Source organism: Streptomyces sp. XY006 (genome assembly GCF_002237655.1).
GTDB lineage: Bacteria > Actinomycetota > Actinomycetes > Streptomycetales > Streptomycetaceae > Streptomyces > Streptomyces levis.
The window spans coordinates 110,343-128,721 of record NZ_NOKT01000025.1 but is presented as its reverse complement, the minus strand read 5'-3'; the positions used below and the strand labels follow the sequence as shown (position 1 = coordinate 128,721).

Annotated in this window: 12 protein-coding genes; 2 read left to right on the top strand and 10 right to left on the bottom strand. The window is 72.4% G+C overall.

The features are described from left to right. Positions 1-1,088 (bottom strand): maltotransferase domain-containing protein (locus tag CHR28_RS27095; protein WP_143655905.1); only part of this gene is annotated, 1,088 nt, incomplete at its 3' end. A gap of 215 nt (positions 1,089-1,303) precedes the next feature. Continuing rightward, the gene (locus CHR28_RS27090; protein WP_094056313.1) at positions 1,304-2,506 is read right to left on the bottom strand and encodes a S8 family peptidase; all 1,203 of its coding nucleotides are present in this window, start codon (positions 2,504-2,506) and stop codon (positions 1,304-1,306) included. A 275-nt stretch (positions 2,507-2,781) separates the two neighbouring features. On the opposite strand from CHR28_RS27090, the gene CHR28_RS27085 reads away from it, so the two are divergent. After that, on the top strand, positions 2,782-5,400 hold the full coding sequence (locus CHR28_RS27085) for a glycosyltransferase family 1 protein (RefSeq protein ID WP_094056322.1): 2,619 nt from the start codon (positions 2,782-2,784) through the stop codon (positions 5,398-5,400). 7 nt (positions 5,401-5,407) lie between these two features. Here CHR28_RS27085 and CHR28_RS27080 read toward each other — a convergent pair whose 3' ends face one another. The 3 genes from CHR28_RS27080 to CHR28_RS27070 all read right to left on the bottom strand — a co-directional run bounded on the left by CHR28_RS27080 (position 5,408) and on the right by CHR28_RS27070 (position 9,920). Next, positions 5,408-5,944, bottom strand: a complete 537-nt coding sequence (locus tag CHR28_RS27080; RefSeq protein ID WP_256984428.1) for a DUF1990 family protein — start codon at positions 5,942-5,944, stop codon at positions 5,408-5,410. Between the two features lie 62 nt (positions 5,945-6,006). Then, entirely contained in the window at positions 6,007-7,650 is a 1,644-nt protein-coding gene (locus tag CHR28_RS27075; RefSeq protein ID WP_094056321.1) for a M4 family metallopeptidase, read from the bottom strand. A 209-nt stretch (positions 7,651-7,859) separates the two neighbouring features. After that, positions 7,860-9,920, bottom strand: coding sequence for a M4 family metallopeptidase (locus tag CHR28_RS27070; protein ID WP_094056311.1), 2,061 nt, complete (start codon positions 9,918-9,920; stop codon positions 7,860-7,862). Between the two features lie 199 nt (positions 9,921-10,119). On the opposite strand from CHR28_RS27070, the gene CHR28_RS27065 reads away from it, so the two are divergent. Beyond that, positions 10,120-10,518, top strand: a complete 399-nt coding sequence (locus CHR28_RS27065; RefSeq protein WP_094056310.1) for a hypothetical protein — start codon at positions 10,120-10,122, stop codon at positions 10,516-10,518. On the opposite strand, the gene CHR28_RS27060 is transcribed toward CHR28_RS27065, so the two are convergent. From CHR28_RS27060 to glgX, 5 genes are all read right to left on the bottom strand, one after another. Next, positions 10,457-12,346: an ABC transporter ATP-binding protein gene (locus tag CHR28_RS27060; protein ID WP_094056309.1), complete on the bottom strand. Its 1,890-nt coding sequence runs from the start codon at positions 12,344-12,346 to the stop codon at positions 10,457-10,459. The two genes, CHR28_RS27065 and CHR28_RS27060, sit on opposite strands and share 62 nt — an antisense overlap. After that, positions 12,343-14,136 carry an ABC transporter ATP-binding protein gene (locus tag CHR28_RS27055; protein WP_094056308.1) on the bottom strand — a complete coding sequence of 598 codons (1,794 nt, stop codon included), beginning with the start codon at positions 14,134-14,136 and terminating at the stop codon, positions 12,343-12,345. The genes CHR28_RS27060 and CHR28_RS27055 overlap by 4 nt, the downstream gene beginning before the upstream one ends. Positions 14,137-14,251: 115 nt before the next feature. Further along, complete coding sequence (locus CHR28_RS27050; RefSeq protein WP_094056307.1) at positions 14,252-15,667, bottom strand: sulfatase family protein; 1,416 nt, start codon at positions 15,665-15,667, stop codon at positions 14,252-14,254. A gap of 57 nt (positions 15,668-15,724) precedes the next feature. Continuing rightward, the gene (locus CHR28_RS39020; protein WP_373453390.1) at positions 15,725-15,820 is read right to left on the bottom strand and encodes a putative leader peptide; all 96 of its coding nucleotides are present in this window, start codon (positions 15,818-15,820) and stop codon (positions 15,725-15,727) included. Positions 15,821-15,943: 123 nt separating this feature from the next. After that, the gene (gene glgX, locus CHR28_RS27045; protein WP_094056306.1) at positions 15,944-18,196 is read right to left on the bottom strand and encodes a glycogen debranching protein GlgX; all 2,253 of its coding nucleotides are present in this window, start codon (positions 18,194-18,196) and stop codon (positions 15,944-15,946) included. Between the last annotated feature and the right edge of the window lie 183 nt (positions 18,197-18,379).

Genomic DNA, 18,379 nt, shown 5'->3' with positions numbered 1-18,379 from the left:
GGGTGGTCCGGGGAGCACTGCAGGGCGAAGTCCAGGGCGATCTCCATGCCCAGCCCGCGGGCCTGCCGCACGAACCAGGTGAAGTCCTCCAGGGTTCCCAGTTCGGGGTGGACGGCGTCGTGGCCGCCCTCGGGCGAACCGATCGCCCAGGGCACCCCCACATCGTCAGGCCCGGGGCTCAGGGTGTTGTTCCTGCCCTTGCGGAACGTCGTGCCGATCGGATGGATCGGCGGCAGGTACACCACGTCGAAGCCCATCGCCGCGATCGCCGGCAACCGCCGCGCGGCGGTCCGGAACGTCCCGTGCGGCTGCTCCGGGGTGCCCTCCGAACGCGGGAAGAACTCGTACCACGACCCGTACAACGCCCGCTCCCGCTCGACGAGAAGCGGCAGCGGCTCGGAGGTGGTGACCAGGTCCCGCAGCGGGTAGCGGTCCAGCACCGCGTCGACCTCGGGAGTCAGCGCCGCCGCCAGCCGGGACGCCGCAGGGCGGGTCTCGTCCCGCAGCGCGTCGACGGCCGCCAGGAGCACGTCCCGCAGGCCCTCCTCCTCGGGCACGCCGTCGGCCGCCCGCTCGTAGAGGCGCGCGCCCTCCTCCAGGACGACGTCCGTGTCCATACCCGCCGGGATCTTGATCCGGGCGTGGTGGCGCCAGGTGGCCACCGGGTCGCCCCACCCCTCCACGGCGAACGTCCACCGGCCCGGCTCCCCGGCCGTGACCGTGGCACCCCACCGGTCCGTCCCGGGCGCCAGCTCCCGCATCGGCGTCCACGGTCCCGGGCGGCCCTCGGGGTCCGTCAGGACGACATTGGCGGCGACCGCGTCGTGCCCCTCCCGGAACACCGTCGCCGAGATCTCGAACGTCTCTCCGGTGACGGCCTTGGCCGGCCGGCGTCCGTGCAGGACGACCGGGCGGACATCGAGGACGGGTATGCGCCCGACGGCCGTCGTCCCCTCCGCGGGGGGTGGTGGCTGCGGGACGGGTGGGCCGGCCGCGGCCGGGCGCGCGGGGCGTGCTTCGCCGCCCGGTGCGCGCGCCCCGGTGGCACGGTGGTCGGGGGGTGCTGGCGAGTGGTGCTTGGCGGGCATGACCGCTCCTGTCCGCGTCAACGTGGGTGGGCGGATGTGTATGGGGAGGTGGGTCCTGCGTGGTGCTCCTGTGAGGGGTACCCGGAGGAGCCTTCCCACCCTATTCGGGTGGGCAATCCGGCACTTTGTTAACTACTCACGCGTATGTCGACACACAAGACCGGCCTCGTCCGCGGCGGACGAGGCCGGCCTCTTCGCGCGTCTGCAGCTTCCGCCTACCCCCGCGGCACCCGCAGTAACTTGTCCGGTGAACCGAGCCCCCGGCCGGAGACCTTGCCGCCCGCCGCCGCCCTGGTCAGGGCCGCACTGACCTGGGCCGGAGTCGCCTTGGGATGGCCGGAGAGACGGAGCGCGGCGGCGCCCGCGGCATGCGGGGACGCCATCGAGGTACCCGAGAAGGCTGCCCGCGCGGTGTCACTCGCGGCCGTCGCGGAGGTGATGGCGACGCCCGGGGCGAACAGATCGAGGGCCGGGCCGTGGTTGGAGAAGGCCGGTTTTGCATCCTTGCGGTCGGTCGCGCCGACCGTGATCGCCTCCTTGACGCCCGCGGGGGAGTACAGACCCGCCGGCCTGCCGTCGTTGCCCGCGGCGACCGTGTACGTGACGCCGGAGGCGATGGAGGCGCGCACGGCGGCGTCCAGCCGGTCGTTGCGCGGCCCGCCCAGGCTGAGGTTGGCGACCGCCGGCTTCCTCGCGTTGCGGGTGACCCACTCGATCCCGGCGATCACCCGGGCCGTGGTGCCCGCCCCCGCCGTGTCGAGGACGCGCACGGAGACGATCCGCGCCTTCTTCGCGACGCCGTGGGCGGTGCCCGCGACCGTGCCGGCGACGTGGGTGCCGTGCCCGTTGGCGTCCGAGGCGACCGGGTCGCCCCCGACGAAGTCCCAGCCGTGGCGCGCCCGGCCGCCGAAGTCCCGGTGCGTGGTCCGCACGCCGGTGTCGATCACGTAGACCGTCACCCCGGCCCCCGCGGAGGCCGGCCAGGTGTAGCTCCCGTCCAGCGGCAGCGCCGGCTGGTCGATCCGGTCCAGTCCCCAGGAGGGCGGCTTCGGCCCGGTGCCCTCCAGCCGGACGCGGGTGTCCTGGACGACCGAGGCGACCCGGGGATCGGCGGCCAGCCGCCGTGCCCGTCTGTCGTCGGCCCGGACCGCCCACCCGTTCAGCACCGTGCCGTAGGTGTGGCTGATCTCCACCCCGTGGATCCTGGCCAGGTCCTTTCCGGCCGCCGAGCCCGCCCGCGTGCCCTTCTCCAGTGTCACCAGGTAACTTCCGTGCACGGAGCCGGGTGTTCCGGCGCCGAGTATCCGCCCCTCCGGTACGGCGTGCGCGGGCAGGGTGGTGGCCGAAAACGCGAGGGCGCAGAGCGCCGCGGCCAGGCCTCCCGTCCCGCGCAGACGCCGCTGTCGCGTCCGTGCCATGGTCCGAGTTCCCCTCCTCGACTCGGCGTACGGCTGCCGCGCCGGGCCGCGTGCGGCCGGCGCGGGCCGGTACGCCAGGGGAAGCCTCTCGTGGCGGGTGAAGCACCACAAGGACGCCTATGGGGGCGGAATCGGCCATATCCGCGTACAGACCTGTTCAGGCCGATCGGAGGCACGGTGGCGGAGCGTCGGCGGTGGCGGCACCCTCGCCGGTACTGTCGTAGGAGACGTCGTTGAAGCCCTGCGTCATCCAGCAACGCGCCGAGGTGGAACCCGTGAAGGCGATCCGTCGATTCACCGTCCGACCCGTGCTCCCCGACCCCCTCCGGCCACTCAGCGATCTGGCCCGCAACCTGCGCTGGTCCTGGCATGCGGAGACCCGTGACCTGTTCCAGGCCGTCGACCCCGAGCGGTGGGCCGCCTCGGGCGGCGACCCGGTCCGGCTGCTGGGCGGCGTGCCGCCCGCGCGGCTGGCCGAGCTCTCCGAGGACCGCCGTTTCCTGCGCCGCCTCGCCGCGGTCGCGGGCGACCTGAACGACTACATGACCGGCGACCGCTGGTACCAGGCCCAGTCCGAGGACCTGCCGGCCGCCGTCGCCTACTTCTCCCCCGAGTTCGGCATCACGGCCGCGCTGCCGCAGTACTCCGGCGGCCTCGGCATCCTCGCCGGCGACCATCTGAAGGCGGCCAGCGACCTGGGCGTCCCGCTCATCGGCGTCGGACTGCTCTACCGGCACGGCTACTTCCGCCAGACCCTCTCCCGGGACGGCTGGCAGCAGGAGCACTACCCGGTCCTCGACCCGAACGAGCTCCCGGTCGCCCAGCTGGAGGAGCCCGACGGCACGCCCGCCCAGGTCGCCCTCGCGCTGCCCGGCGGCAAACAACTGCACGCCCGCATCTGGCTGGCGCAGGTCGGCCGGGTCCCGCTGCTGATGCTGGACTCCGACGTCGAGGAGAACGACCTCGGCGAGCGCGGTGTCACCGACCGCCTCTACGGCGGCGGCAGCGAGCACCGGCTGCTCCAGGAGATGCTCCTCGGCATAGGAGGGGTCCGGGCGGTGCGCACGTACTGCCGGCTGACCGGCCACCCCGCGCCGGAGGTGTTCCACACCAACGAGGGGCACGCCGGGTTCCTCGGCCTGGAGCGCATCGCCGAACTGTGCGCCGGGGGCCTGGACTTCGACTCGGCACTGGAAGCGGTCCGCGCGGGGACGGTCTTCACCACCCACACCCCCGTCCCGGCCGGCATCGACCGCTTCGACCGCGAGCTGGTCGCCCGCCACTTCGGTCCCGACGCCGAACTGCCCCGCATCGACGTCGACCGCGTCCTGCGGCTGGGCATGGAGACCTATCCCGGCGGGGAGCCCAACCTGTTCAACATGGCCGTGATGGGGCTGCGGCTGGCCCAGCGCGCCAACGGCGTCTCCCTGCTGCACGGCAGCGTCAGCCGCGAGATGTTCTCCGGGCTGTGGCCCGGCTTCGACCCGGACGAGGTGCCGATCACCTCCGTCACCAACGGGGTGCACGCCCCCACCTGGGTCGCCCCCGAGGTGTTCCGGCTCGGCGCCCGGCAGATCGGCGTGCAGCGCGCCGAGGACGCCCTGACGGTCGGCGGCTCGGAGCGCTGGGACTCCGTGGCGGACATCCCCGACCAGGACATCTGGGACCTGCGGCGGGTGCTGCGCGAGCAGCTCGTCGAGGAGGTCCGCAAGCGGCTGCGGGCCTCGTGGCGGCAGCGCGGCGCCGGTACGGCCGAGCTGGGCTGGATCGACGGCGTGCTCGACCCGGACGTCCTCACCATCGGCTTCGCCCGGCGTGTCCCGTCGTACAAGCGTCTGACGCTGATGCTGCGCGACCGCGACCGGCTGATGGAACTGCTGCTGCATCCCGAGCGGCCGGTCCAGATCGTCGTCGCGGGCAAGGCGCATCCCGCGGACGACGGCGGCAAGCGGCTCGTGCAGGAACTGGTGCGGTTCGCGGACGACCCGCGGGTGCGCCACCGGATCGTGTTCCTGCCCGACTACGGCATGGGGATGGCGCAGAAGCTCTACCCCGGCTGTGACATCTGGCTGAACAACCCGCTGCGGCCCCTGGAGGCCTGCGGCACGTCCGGCATGAAGGCGGCGCTCAACGGCTGTCTCAACCTGTCCGTCCTGGACGGCTGGTGGGACGAGTGGTTCCAGCCGGACTTCGGCTGGGCGATCCCGACGGCCGACGGGGCCGGGACCGACCCGGACCACCGCGACGACATAGAGGCCGCGGCGCTGTACGACCTGCTGGAGCAGCGGGTGACGCCCCGCTTCTACGAGCGGGGGCAGAGCGGGCTGCCCGACCGGTGGATCGAGATGGTCCGGCACACGCTGAGCACGCTCGGGCCGAAGGTGCTGGCCGGGCGGATGGTCCGGGAGTACGTCGAGCGGCTCTACGCGCCGGCGGCGCTCGCCCACCGCACGATGGATCCGGACGCGGCCCGGGACCTCGCCGAGTGGAAGGAACGGGTGCGGGCGGCGTGGCCGGGCGTGACGGTCGACCATGTGGAGACGTCCGCGTCCGAGGCGCTGGCCGAGCTCGGCACGACGCTGGGGCTGCGGGTACGGGTGGGTCTCGGCGAGCTCGGGCCGGACGACGTGGACGTGCAGGTCGTCTCGGGCCGGGTGGACGAGGAGGACCGGATCGGTGACGCGACGATCGTGCCGCTGAAGCCGGTGGGCTCCGCCGAGCAGGACGGGCAGTGGGTCTACGAGGGGCCCTTGTCGCTGGATCGCACCGGACCTTTTGGGTACACGGTGCGGATCCTTCCCGCGCATCGGCTGTTGGCTTCGAGCGCGGAGCTGGGCCTGGTGGCCGGGCCCTCCGAGGAACTGGTGGCGGCCGGGGGGTTGTTGATGCGCTGAGTCCGGCTCAGGGCGACGTGGAGCCCTGGGTGGCGAGGGTGCGCAGGACGTTGCCGCACCGGCGGGCGTAGGCGTGCTGGAAGCCCCTGGTCGCCGGGCCGCCCGCCCGCGCGTACCACTTCGCCGCCCGGCTGAAGGCGTTCACGGTCAGCCAGACCGTGCCGTCGCCCGTGCGGTCGACCACGAAGGACTCCTCGCCGCTCTCCGGGTGGCCGGGCAGGGTGCCGTAGGCCCAGCCGGCGCGGCGGGGTTCCTCGACCGTCCAGACGACACGGCAGGGGGCCTTGATCATGCCGGCCAGGGTGACGGTGACGTCGACGCCGGGGGCGGCCCGGTCGGCGCTCGCGTCGATGCCCACGCCCATGGACCGGTGCATCTGCCAGGTGAGGACCGCTTCCGAAGCCCGGCGGAAGACCTCCTCACCCTCGCCGAGGCGGGTGCGGACGAGCAGGGGACGGAAGCCCGGCGGGCAGAAGCCCTGGTCGCGGGTGGCGCCGACGTCGGCGTAGGTGAAGTCTTGTGGATCCGGTTGAGACACGGGCACCAAGAGTAGGGCGGTACCCGGACCCGCCTTCGGTCCGGGTACCGCCCGTGGTCGTGGTTCGGTCAGCCGACGTTGACGGCGGACCAGGCGGCCGCGACCGCCTTGTACTCGGTGCTGGACGCGCCGTACAGCGCCGAGGCCGCGTTCAGGGTCGCCGTACGGGCGGCCGCGTACTTGGTCGTCGACGTCATGTACGTCGTCAGCGCCTTGTACCAGATCTGCAGCGCCTTGGTGCGGCCGATGCCGGTGACCGTGGAGCCGTTGGAGGTGGGCGAGTTGTAGCTCACGCCGTTGATCGTCTTCGCGCCGCTGCCCTCGGACAGCAGGTAGAAGAAGTGGTTGGCGGGGCCCGAGGAGTAGTGCACGTCCAGACCGCCCAGGCTGGAGGACCAGGCGTCCTTGGAGGCGCCGTCCTTGCTGGGCTTGTCCATGTAGCGCAGCGGCGTGCCGTCGCCGTTGATGTCGATCTCCTCGCCGATGAGGTAGTCACCGACGTCGGAGGAGTTGTTCGCGAAGAACTCCGCGCCCGCGCCGAAGATGTCGCTGGTCGCCTCGTTCAGACCGCCGGACTCGCCGCTGTAGTTGAGGCCGGCCGTGGCCGAGGTCAGGCCGTGGCTCATCTCGTGCGCGGCCACGTCCAGCGAGGTCAGCGGGTTGGTGTTGCCCGAGCCGTCGCCGTAGGTCATGCAGAAGCAGCTGTCGGACCAGAAGGCGTTGACGTAGTTGTTGCCGTAGTGGACGCGCGAGTAGGCGGCCCTGCCGTCGTTGCGGATGCCGCTGCGGCCGAAGGCGCTCTTGTAGAAGTCCCAGGTGACCTGGGCGCCGTAGTGCGCGTCGGCGGCGGCGGTCTCCAGGTTGGAGGGGTTGCCGTCGCCCCAGACGTCGTCGGCGCCGGAGAAGAGGGTGCCGGTGCCGGAGGTGCCGCGGTTGAGGTTGTACGTCTTGTGCCCGCCGCGGGTGCCGTCGGTGAGGTTGTACGACGTGCCCGACTTGGTGGTGGTGAGGTTCACCGTGCCGCTGTACGTGGTGTTGCCGGTGCCGGTCTCGATGGCCTGGTACTCGTACAGCTTCTGGCCGGTGGCCGCGTCGGTGACGACGTGCAGCTCGTTGGGCGTGCCGTCCTCCTGGAGGCCGCCGACGACCGTCTCGTAGGCGAGGACGGGCTTGCCGTCGGCCGCCCAGATCACCTTGCGGGGCGCGGAGTCGGCCTCGGTCTGCTCCGAGCCGGCCGCCTTGGCGAGGGTCACGGCCTGCTGCTCCGCCTTGGCGGCGGGCACGGCCGGCTTGAGCGAGGCGACCTTGATCGCGGCCTTCGTCGCTCTGGTGACGCCGCGCGGCTCGCCGGACTTCGACTCGTGCACGACGAGGTCGCCGCCGAGGACCGGCAGGCCCGCGTACGTGCGCTCGTAGCGGGTGTGGAGTGTGCCGTCGGCGTCCTTCACGACGTCCTTGACGACCAGCTTCTCCTGCGCGCCGAGGCCTATCTCGTCGGCGGTCGTGGCGGCGTCCGCCTGCTGCTCCTGGAGGAGGGCGGTGCGGGCGGGCGCGGTGAGGAGGACGGGCGCGGCGGCGAGGGCCGGCTTGCTCTGCGCGTCGGCGGCGACGCTGCTGCCGGAGGCCAGGCCGGTGGTGAGCAGGGCACCGGCGGCGACCGCGGTGGCGATGGCCAGCGTGGTGCGCTTGTGACGCGCGTAGCGGGAGGTGATCACACGAGCTCCTGGGTGTGGGGGAACTGCTGGGTGCTGTGCGGCGGGTGGGGGAAGAGTGGCACTCCGGACGCGTACATGTCAGGAGTGCCACGTGATGTTGGCCGGAAATCGACGGCGAGGTGTGCGTCCGGGGCGGGAGAACGGACGCCGCCCCGGGGGATTCGAACCCACCGGGGCGGCGCCCTGACTCGGGACCCGCTCGGGGCCTACGGGAAGGTGAGCTTCCAGCTGTTGATGTAGCCGGTGTCGACGGCCGCGTTGTCCTGGACCCGCAGCTGCCAGACGCCGTTGGCCACCTCGGAGGACGCGTTCACCGTGTACGTGGTGTTCAGGTTGTCCGCGCTGCCGCCGGTGCCGTACCCCTTCAGCGTGTACGCCGTGCCGTCGGGGGCCACCAACTGCACCTGGAGGTCACCGATGTAGGTGTGGACGATGTCCACGGCGACCTGGAGGTTGGAGGGCGCGTTGCCGGTCCGGCCGGTGACGGTGATCGACGAGGTGACCGCCGCGCCCCGGTCCGGGATCGCCACGTCGGCGGTGTTCTCGAAGGACGTGCCCCCGCCGCCTCCGCCGCCCGAGCGGGTGCCGACGTTCACGCCCGCCCACGCGTCCTGGACCGCCTTGTACTCGGCGCTGTCGGTGCCGTAGAGCTCACCGGTGGCCGCGAGGGTGCCGGTGCGGGCGCCCGCGTAGTTGGTGGTCGAGGTGAACTTGGTGGTCAGCGCGCGGAACCAGATCTTCTCCGCCTTCTCCCGGCCGATGCCGGTGACCGGAAGGCCGTCCGAGGTGGGCGAGTCGTACGTGACACCGTTGATGGTCTTGGTGCCGCTGCCCTCGCTCAGCAGGTAGAAGAAGTGGTTCGCCGGGCCCGAGGAGTAGTGCACGTCGATCGAGCCGAGGCCCGAGTACCAGGCGTCCTTGGAGGCGCCGTCCTTGCTCGGCTTGTCCATGTAACGCAGCGGCGTGCCGTCGCCGTTGATGTCGATCTCCTCGCCGATGAGGTAGTCACCGACGTCGGAGGAGTTCTTGGCGAAGAACTCCACGGTCGAGCCGAAGATGTCGCTGGTCGCCTCGTTGAGGCCGCCGGACTCGCCGCTGTAGTTGAGGCCGGCCGTGTTGGAGGTGAGCCCGTGGGTCATCTCGTGCGCGGCCACGTCGATCGACGTCAGCGGGTTGGCGTTGCCCGAGCCGTCGCCGTAGGTCATGCAGAAGCAGCTGTCGGACCAGAAGGCGTTGACGTAGTTGTTGCCGTAGTGGACGCGGGAGTACGCGCCCACGCCGTCGCCGCGGATGCCGGAGCGGCCGTGCACGTTCTTGTAGTAGTCCCAGGTCAGGGCGGCCCCGTAGTGGGCGTCGGCGCCCGCGGACTCCAGGTTGGACGGGGTGCCGTTGCCCCACACGTCGTCCGGGCCGGAGAAGAGGGTGCCGGTGCCGGAGGTGCCGCGGTTGAGGTTGTACGTCTTGTGGTTGCCGCGGGCGCCGTCGGTGAGGTTGTACGTCGACCCGGACTGGGTGGTGGTGAGGTCCACCGTGCCGGAGTACACCGTGTTGCCGGTGCCGGTCTCGATGGCCTCCCACGCGTACAGCTTCTCGCCGCTCGTGGCGTCCGTGATCACGTGCAGTTCCTGCGGGGTGCCGTCGTGCTGGAAGCCGCCGACGACCGTCTCGTACGCCACGACGGGCTTGCCGCTCGCGGCCCAGATCACCTTGCGCGGCTCGCGGTTGATGCCGGGGCTCCTGGCCTCCTCGGCCTTCCCGGCGGCCAGGGCCTGCTGCCGGGCCTTCGCCGCGGGCACCGCCGTCTTCGTCGTCGCCGGCTTGACGGCGGCGCGGGTGGCCTTCACGACGGCGGCGGTCTCGCCCGCCTTCGTGCTCTCCACGACGAGGTCGCCGCCGAGGACCGGCAGGCCGTCGTAGGTGCGCTCGTAGCGGGTGTGCACGGTGCCGTCCCGGTCCTTCAGGACGTCACGGACGACCAGCTTCTCCTTGGCGCCCAGACCCAGGTCCTTCGCGGTCTCGGCCTTGGCGGCGTCGGCCTCGCGGAGCAGCGCGGCCCGCTGGGCGGGGGTGAGCCTGACCGACTCCGAGCCGGGGATCGCCTTGCTCGCGGCCTGCGGTGCCTTCTCCGGGGCCGCGACGGCGGTGCCGCTCTGCACGGCGGCGGCGATCAGCGCGGCGACGCCGGCGAGGGCCACGGCCGCGGTACGGCGGGGGGTGTGGGGAGTGCGTCTGTGGGAGGTGCCTCTGCCAGAGGAACTGCTACTCAACACGGACTCCTTCTGCGGGACCGGGGGTCGCCCGGCCTGGGGAGGTGGAGGTGTTGCTGTGGGGTTGCTGTGGAGCAGTCGTGGGAAGCGTGGCAGGGGACCGCGCTTTCTGTCAGGAGCGCGTCAATACAATGGCCGGAAACAGTCCGTTGACCGGAAGTTCATGTTCGCTATACGGACACTTGGGAGTCCCTTCACCGTGGACGGCCGCGCTTTCCCCGCGGCTGCCGACACGCCCCTGGTCGACCTCATGTTCACCGTGGGCCACTCGCTGCACGGCCTGCGGACCGAGGGCGCGGCGACGATCGACTTCACCGAGAACACCTACGTCATACGGCTCGAACTCGTGGGTGACCGGGTGCGGTTCACCGCCTCGCACGACGCCCCGGCGCCGGCCCCCGGCTGTCCGCTCGACACCTACGCCTGCGAGGCCCGGAGATTCGTCACCGACGGTGTGGAGTACCTCGAACGTCAGCATCCGGCCCTGGCCCGGAACCCGGCGATGGCCGCTCTGCGTGAACTGGCGGGCGTCCGGGCTACGCCAGGCTGTCTCGCCATGCCCGGTGCAGCTGTGCGAACCTGCCCGTGCCCGCGATGAGTTCGGCCGGTTCGCCGTCCTCCACGATCCTGCCGTGTTCCATCACCAGGACACGGTCCGCGATCTCCACCGTCGACAGCCGGTGCGCGATGACCACCGCCGTGCGCCCCTTCAGCACCGTCGCCATGGCCCGCTGCACGGCGCGCTCGCCCGGGACGTCCAGGGAGCTGGTCGCCTCGTCGAGGATCAGCACCGCCGGGTCGGCCAGCAACGCCCGAGCGAAGGCGACCAGTTGCCGCTGGCCGGCCGAGATGCGGCCGCCCCGCTTGCGGACGTCGGTGTCGTAGCCGTCGGGCAGGGCGCTGATGAAGTCGTGCGCGCCGATCTCCTTCGCCGCCTGCTCCATCTCCGCGCGGGTCGCCTCCGGCCGGCCGATCGCGATGTTGTCGGCGACCGTGCCCGAGAACAGGAACGCCTCCTGCGTCACCATCACCACACCGCGCCGCAGGTCCGGCACGGCCAGGTCGCGCAGGTCGACGCCGTCGAGCAGGACCCGCCCGGCGTAGGGGTCTCCCCTGCTCGAACGCAGTTGAGAGCTTGGGGAAGGGTCGTAGAACCGGGCCAGCAGCTTGGCCAGCGTCGACTTGCCGGCGCCCGTGGAGCCGACGACCGCGACCGTCTGCCCGGCCGGCAGCGTCAGGTCGAAGCGCGGCAGCACCTCACCGCCCGTGCGGTAGCCGAAGCTGACGCCGTCGAAGACGACCTCACGCCCCGGGTGCTCGCTCCTCGCCGGCGGGAGCGGCCGGGGACTGACGGGCTCGGGCACCGACGGCGTCTGGGCCAGCAGCCCCGCGATCTTCTCCAGGGAGGCCGCCGCCGACTGGTAGGAGTTGAGGAACATGCCGAGCCGGTCGATGGGGTCGTACAGCCGCCGCAGGTACAGCACCGCCGCCGCCAGCACACCGAGGGCCAGGGTGCCGTCGGCGACCCGGTAGGCGCCCCACAGCACGATCGCCGCGACCGCCGTGTTGGCGACCAGCCGCGAGCCGGTGACGTACCGGGCCATCTCCAGCAGGGCGTCGCCGTTGGTGCGCTCGTGCCGCGCGTTGAGCCGGCCGAAGTCGGTGTCGTTGGCGGCCTCGCGGCGGAAGGCGCGCACCGGCCGGATCCCGTTCATGGTCTCGACGAACTTGACGATGACGGCGGCGATCGCGGTGGACCGCGCCCGGTACACCCGGGCCGCACGCCGCTGGTACAGCCGCACCAGCGCGTACAACGGCACCATCGACGCCACCGCCACGCCCCCGAGGCCGAGGTCGAGCCAGAGCAGCATCGCCGAGATGTAGACGAACGACAGCACGACCGTCACGAGCTCCTGCAGACCCTCGTCGAGCAGCTCGCGCAGCGACTCCACGTCCGTGGTGGAGCGGGAGATGAGCCGGCCGGAGGTGTAGCGCTCGTGGAAGTCGACGCTGAGCGCCTGCGCGTGGCGGAAGATCCGGCCGCGCAGGTCCAGCAGCACGTCCTGGTTGACGCGGGCCGCCGCGGCGATGAACGCCCACTGCAGCGCGCCCGCGGCCAGCGCACACCCCAGATACCCGGCCCCCACCGCGACCAGCGGCCCGTGGTCCTGCGCCCGGAACGCCGGCACGGCACGGTCGATGGCGTACGCCACCAGCAGCGGGCCCGCCTGCACCACCGCCTGCTGGAGCAGCAGCAGGAGTGTCGTGACCGCGACCCGGGCCTTCATGGGCGCGAGCAGGGAACGCAGCAGGGCCGCGGTGGCGCCCGGGGGAGTGGGCAGGACGTCCTGGTCGAAGGGGTCCCCGGGGGCGGGGCGGCGGTCGTCGGGCTTGCCGCCGGCCGGTGCCGTGGTGGCCGCCGTCATCGGGCCTCCTCCTGTCGCCCTGACTCCGCTCCGGACATCAGGTACGCGTACTCGGCGTTGGTACGCAGCAGTTCGTGGTGGGTGCCGACCGCGGCGATCCGGCCGCCGGACAGCAGGGCGACCCGGTCCGCCAGCAGCACCGTCGACGGGCGGTGCGCCACGATCAGGGCGGTGGTGTCGGCCAGGACCTGCCGCAGGGCGGCTTCCACGGCGGCCTCCGTGTGCACGTCCAGCGCCGACAGGGGGTCGTCGAGCACGAGGAACTCCGGCTGCCCCACGACCGCCCGGGCCAGGGCGATGCGCTGCCGCTGGCCCCCGGACAGGCTGAGGCCCTGCTCGCCGACCTGGGTGGCGGTCCCCTGGGGCAGGTCGTGCACGAAGTCGGCCTGGGCGACGGCCAGGGCGCGCTCCAGCGCGTCGGGGCCCGCGGTGTCCCCGGCCCCCATGAGCACGTTGTCGCCGACCGTGGCCGAGAAGAGTGTGGGTTCCTCGAAGGCGACGGCCACCTTGGCGCGCAGGGCCTCCCGCGGCAGGGTGGTGATGTCGACGCCGTCGAGCGTGATACGGCCCGAGGTCACCTCGTACAGGCGGGGGACGAGCGCGGTGAGCGTCGTCTTGCCGCTGCCGGTGGTGCCGACCAGGGCCATGGACTCGCCGGGGCGGATGTGCAGGTTGATGTCCCGGAGCACGGGAGGGGAGCCGGGCGGGGCGTCGGGGTAGCGGAAGGTGACGTCGTGGAAGCGCAGGCCCCTGTCCCGGGGGTCGGCCGGCACCGACTCGGGCGCCGGACCCGCCTCCTCGGTCTGCTCGTCCATCACCTCGAAGTACCGCTCCGTCGCCGTCGCCGCCTCCTGGGTCATCGCCAGCAGGAACCCGATCGACTCCACGGGCCAGCGCAGCGCCAGTGCCGTCGAGAGGAAGGCCACCAGCGTGCCCGCGGACAGGTCCCCGTCGGCGACCTGGACGGCCCCGACCACCAGCGCGGCGCCGATCGCCACCTCCGGCAGCGTCACGATGACGCCCCAGATGGTCGCCAGCAGCCGGGCCTTGCGCAGCTCCGTGCCGCGCAGCTCGTGCGACAGCTCGCGGAAGGCGCGGGCCTGGCTCCGGTGGCGGCCGAAGCCCTTGATGATGCGGATGCCGAGCACGCTCTCCTCGACGACCGTCGTCAGGTCCCCGACCTGGTCCTGGGCGCGTCGCGCCGCCGTGGCGTAGCGCTTCTCGAAGAACACGCAGGTGACCAGCAGGGGTACGGCGGGCCCGAGGATGACCAGCCCCAGCGTCCAGTCCTGCAGCAGCATGATGATCACGCCGACGAGGATCGTCACGCCGTTGACCAGCAGGAACGTCAGCGGGAAGGCGAGGAACATGCGCAGCAGCATCAGGTCCGTCGTCCCCCGGGACAGCAACTGCCCCGAGGCCCACCGGTCGTGGAAGGAGACCGGCAGCCGCTGCAGGTGCCGGTACAGCGCCGCCCGCATGGAGGCCTCGACACGGGAGAGCGGACGCGCCACCAGCCAGCGGCGCAGCCCGAACAGCAGGGCCTCGGCGAAGCCGAGCAGCAGCAGGTACAGCGCCCCGAGCCACACCCCGGCCGGGTCCCGGCCGGCGACCGGTCCGTCCACCATCCACTTCAGCACCAGCGGGATGACCAGGCCCACGCAGGAGGCGAGTATCGCGACGAACGCGGCCGTGAACAGCCTGGCCCGCACCGGCCGGACATACGGCCACAGGCGCAGCAGCGTACGCACGACGGAACGGTCCTGGGCGGGTGCGGGTGTCGTGGCCATCAGCAGCGAGCCTACGGTTCACCACTGACACTGCCCACCGGGTTTTCGCCCGATCCGCATCGGCCGTTGGTCCTACGACCTGCGGGTCCTCGTCCTTTCACCCGAACGGCGGGCCCTATCCCGGGTAGGGCAGCAGCGTGCGGTCGACCTTCTCCCACGCCGCCTTCAGCTCGGCCAGCAGCTCCGGCCGGTCCGCGGCGCGGTCGGCCTGCTCGCGCTGGTCCTCGGCGAGGTTGTACAGGTGCTCGGCGCCCTTGTCGTCCCGGTAGTACTTCCAGTCCCCGCGGCGCAGGGCGCGGTTGCCCCGGACCCGCCAGAACAGGTCCCGCTCGGGCAGCTCCCGCCCCCGCAGCAGGTATCCGGCCAGGCTGGTGCCGTCCAGCGGGTACGCCGGGTCGGGCCGGGCGCCGGCCAGTTCCAGCAGGGTCGCGGTCCAGTCGGGGGAGAAGTTCGGCTCGTGGCTGACCTGGCGGCCGTCGACGCGGGCGGGCCAGCGCAGGATGGTCGGCACCCGGATGCCGCCCTCCAGCAGCACGAACTTCTCGCCGCTGAGGGGCCAGTTGTAGGAGAACCGCTCGCCGCCGTTGTCGCTGGCGAACAGCACGACGGTGTTCTCCTCCTGCCCGGAGCGGCGCAGCGCGGCCAGCACCTCGCCGACCGCGGCGTCCAGGCTCTCCACCATCTGCGTGTACTTGGCGACCGAGCCGCCGTCGAAGTGGTTGAGCGCGGTCACGACCTCCGACTTGTTCCGCGCGGCCCGGACCTTCGCCTCGATCCGCGCGCCGTCCTCCTCGTCGCCCTCCGCGAGCCACGGCCAGTGCGGCGTGGTGAAGTTGAGGTTGAGCAGCCAGGGCCGGTCGTGGTCCCGGCGGACGTACTCCACCGCCCGCTCGGTGAGGACCGTCGTGTAGTAGCGCAGGTCCCGGTACTCGGCGTCCCCCTCGTACAGGTCGTACTCGCCCAGCTGGCCCAGCTTGGAGAAGTACTCCAGAACGCCCCCGAAGTTCCCGAAGAACTCGTCCCAGCCGGACTTGGTGGGGCTGTAGTCGGGCAGCCAGCCGCAGTGCCACTTGCCGATCAGGGCGGTGGCGTAACCGGCCCCCTTCAGCAGGGAGGCGAGGGTCGGGTGGCCGGGGTCCAGGCCCTGGCTCCGGTCGCCGACGGGTTCGGCCAGCCCGCCCTTCGTACGGCCCGGGTACCGGCCGGTGTAGAGGCTGAACCGGGTCGGGGAGCAGGTCGCGGAACCGGAGTAGGCCTGCGTGAAGCGCACGCCCTGGCGGGCCAGCCGGTCCAGGTTCGGCGTGCGGATGTGCGGGGCGCCGTAGGAGGACAGGTCGGCCCAGCCGAGGTCGTCGGCCAGGATGACGAGGAAGTTCGGGCGCCGGCCGGACCCCGCACCGGGGCGGACCCGGAACGGCCGTTCGGCGGGAGCGGCCTCGGCGGCATTGGCGGTGCCGGCCGTGCCGGCGACGGCGCCCACCGCGCCACCGCCGACGAGGGCACCGAGCGTACGACGGGATATTCCGGGCATGGGGCGTCCTGGGGTGTGGAGTCGGGGGGAGGAGAGAGCGGGAGAAGGCTGCCGGGCTCAGCGACAGACGGCGCTCGACTGACGGCAGAGGTCGACATGGCGCCGCTCGACGAGCGCGGCACATGCGCACCGGAGTTCAGCGGTCGGCCTCATGACCATGGACGCTGCCAGCGCGGGAACGGCCGGGTCAAGAAGATCCCCACCGATTTCACGGACCCGCAACGCCGCCGCGGCCGTGGTGGGAAACGGCGGCTCGGCCGGAGGCGGAACGATGCCTCAGCCCGCCACCCGGAGCAGCAGCACCGACCGTTCCGGCACCGTGATCTCCGTCCCGGCCGGGTGTTCCACTCCCGGCGCCCGTCCCTGCTCCTCCAGGCTCGTGTCGACGACGACCTCGTAGCGCTCCGCCCACGGCGGCCCCGGCAGCACGAAGCTCACCGGCCCCTCGCCCGCGTGCAGCACCGCCAGGAAGCTGTCGTCGAGGATCTGCTCCCCGCGCTCGTCCCGGCCCGGGATGTCCCGGCCGGAGAGGTACATGCCCAGCGTGGCGGCGGGCGCGTACCAGTCCTGCTCCGTCATCTCGGTGCCCCGGGAGGTGAACCAGGCCAGGTCGCGCAGCCCGTCCGCGGTCTGGGCCCGGCCCGAGAAGAAGGCCCGGCGGCGCAGCACCGGGTGCCGGTGGCGCAGCGCGATCAGCCGCGAGGTCAGCTCGTACAGGGCCCGCCAGCCGGGGTCCTCCAGCAGGCCCCAGTCCAGCCAGCTGATCTCGTTGTCCTGGCAGTAGGCGTTGTTGTTGCCGCGCTGCGTGCGGCCCAGCTCGTCGCCCGCGACCAGCATGGGCACGCCCGTGGACAGCAGCAGCGTGGTCAGCAGGTTCCGCAGCTGCCGGCGCCTGAGCGCCCGTACGCCCTCGTCGTCCGTCTCGCCCTCGGCGCCGCAGTTCCAGGCCCGGTTGTCGTCCGTGCCGTCCCGGTTGCCCTCGCCGTTGGCCTCGTTGTGCTTGCGCTCGTAGGACACCAGGTCGCGCAGCGTGAAGCCGTCGTGCGCGGTGATGAAGTTGACTGACGCGTACGGCCGGCGCCCGCCCCAGGCGTACAGGTCGCTGGAGCCCGACAGGCGGTAGCCCATCTCCCGGACGTCCGGCAGCGCGTGCCGCCAGAAGTCCCGCACGGCGTTGCGGTACCGGTCGTTCCACTCCGTCCACAGCGGCGGGAAGGCGCCCACCTGGTAGCCGCCCGACCCCACGTCCCACGGCTCGGCGATCAGCTTCACCCGGCGCAGCACCGGGTCCTGGGCGATCACCGCCAGGAACGGGGAGAGCATGTCGACGTCGTGCATCGAGCGGGCCAGCGCCGCCGCCAGGTCGAAGCGGAAGCCGTCGACGCCCATCTCGGTGACCCAGTAGCGCAGCGAGTCCGTGATCAGGCGCAGCACGTGCGGCTGGACCACGTGCAGGGTGTTGCCGCAGCCTGTGTAGTCGGCGTAGCGGCGGGCGTCGTCCTGGAGGCGGTAGTAGCCGCGGTTGTCGATGCCCTTCAGGGACAGGGTCGGGCCGAGCTCGCCCGCCTCGGCGGTGTGGTTGTAGACCACGTCGAGGATGACCTCGATGCCGGCCGCGTGCAGGGCGCGCACCATCCGCTTGAACTCGCCGACCTGCTGGCCCCGCGTCCCCGAGGCGGCGTAGGCCGCGTGCGGGGCGAAGTAGCCGACCGAGTTGTACCCCCAGTAGTTGCGCAGGCTCCTGCGCAGCAGATGGTCCTCGTGCGCGAACTGGTGCACCGGCAGCAGCTCCACCGCGGTCACGCCCAGGCTCACCAGGTGCTCCACGGCCGCCGGGTGGGCGAGGCCGGCGTAGGTGCCGCGCAGCTCCTCGGGGATGCCCGGGTGCAGCTGCGTGAAGCCCTTGACGTGCAGCTCGTAGATCACCGAGTCGGCCCACGGCGTCTTCGGGCGGCGGTCGTCGGACCAGTCGTCGTCATCGTGGACGACGACGCCCTTCGGTACGAACGGCGCCGAGTCCCGGTCGTCGCGCACGGTGTCGGCGACGTGCTGCTGCGGCCAGTCGCGGACGTGCCCGTACACCTCGGGCGGCAGCCCGAAGTCGCCGTCGACGGCCCGTGCGTAGGGGTCGAGCAGCAGCTTCGCCGGGTTCCAGCGGGCACCCGTCCAGGGGTCCCAGCGGCCCTGCACCCGGTAGCCGTAGCGCTGCCCGGGCAGCACACCCGGCACGAAACCGTGCCAGATCTCGTGGGTCAGCTCCGCGAGCCGGACCCGCGACTCCTTGCCCGCCTCGTCGAAGAGGCACAGCTCGACCCCCTCGGCCCCGCCCGCCCACAACGCGAAATTGGTCCCGGCCACCCCGTCCGGACCGACCCGGAACCGGGCGCCCAGCGGGGTCGGCGCGCCCGGCCGGGCGGGCACGACGGGCGGCGGCGCGGCCCGCCGCGTGCCGTTCACGGCGGCGGCCTGGCGCCCGTTCCCGGTGGCCTGATGACCGGCCACCGCCTCCTGCTCGGCTGCGCTGGACACCTGTCAGCCTCCCGCGGCTCGTGGAACGACGGGGGACAGAGGGGTGCGGCCCTGTGCTGCGGCCCGGGTCGCGGCTCCCCTGCGCGTCGTCCTCCCCACTGTTCTGCCCAGAGCATGGGTCGCACTCACGTTTCCCCGGGGGCGGGCATGGTCGTTTCCCGGGGACGCGACCGGTCGTTGGGC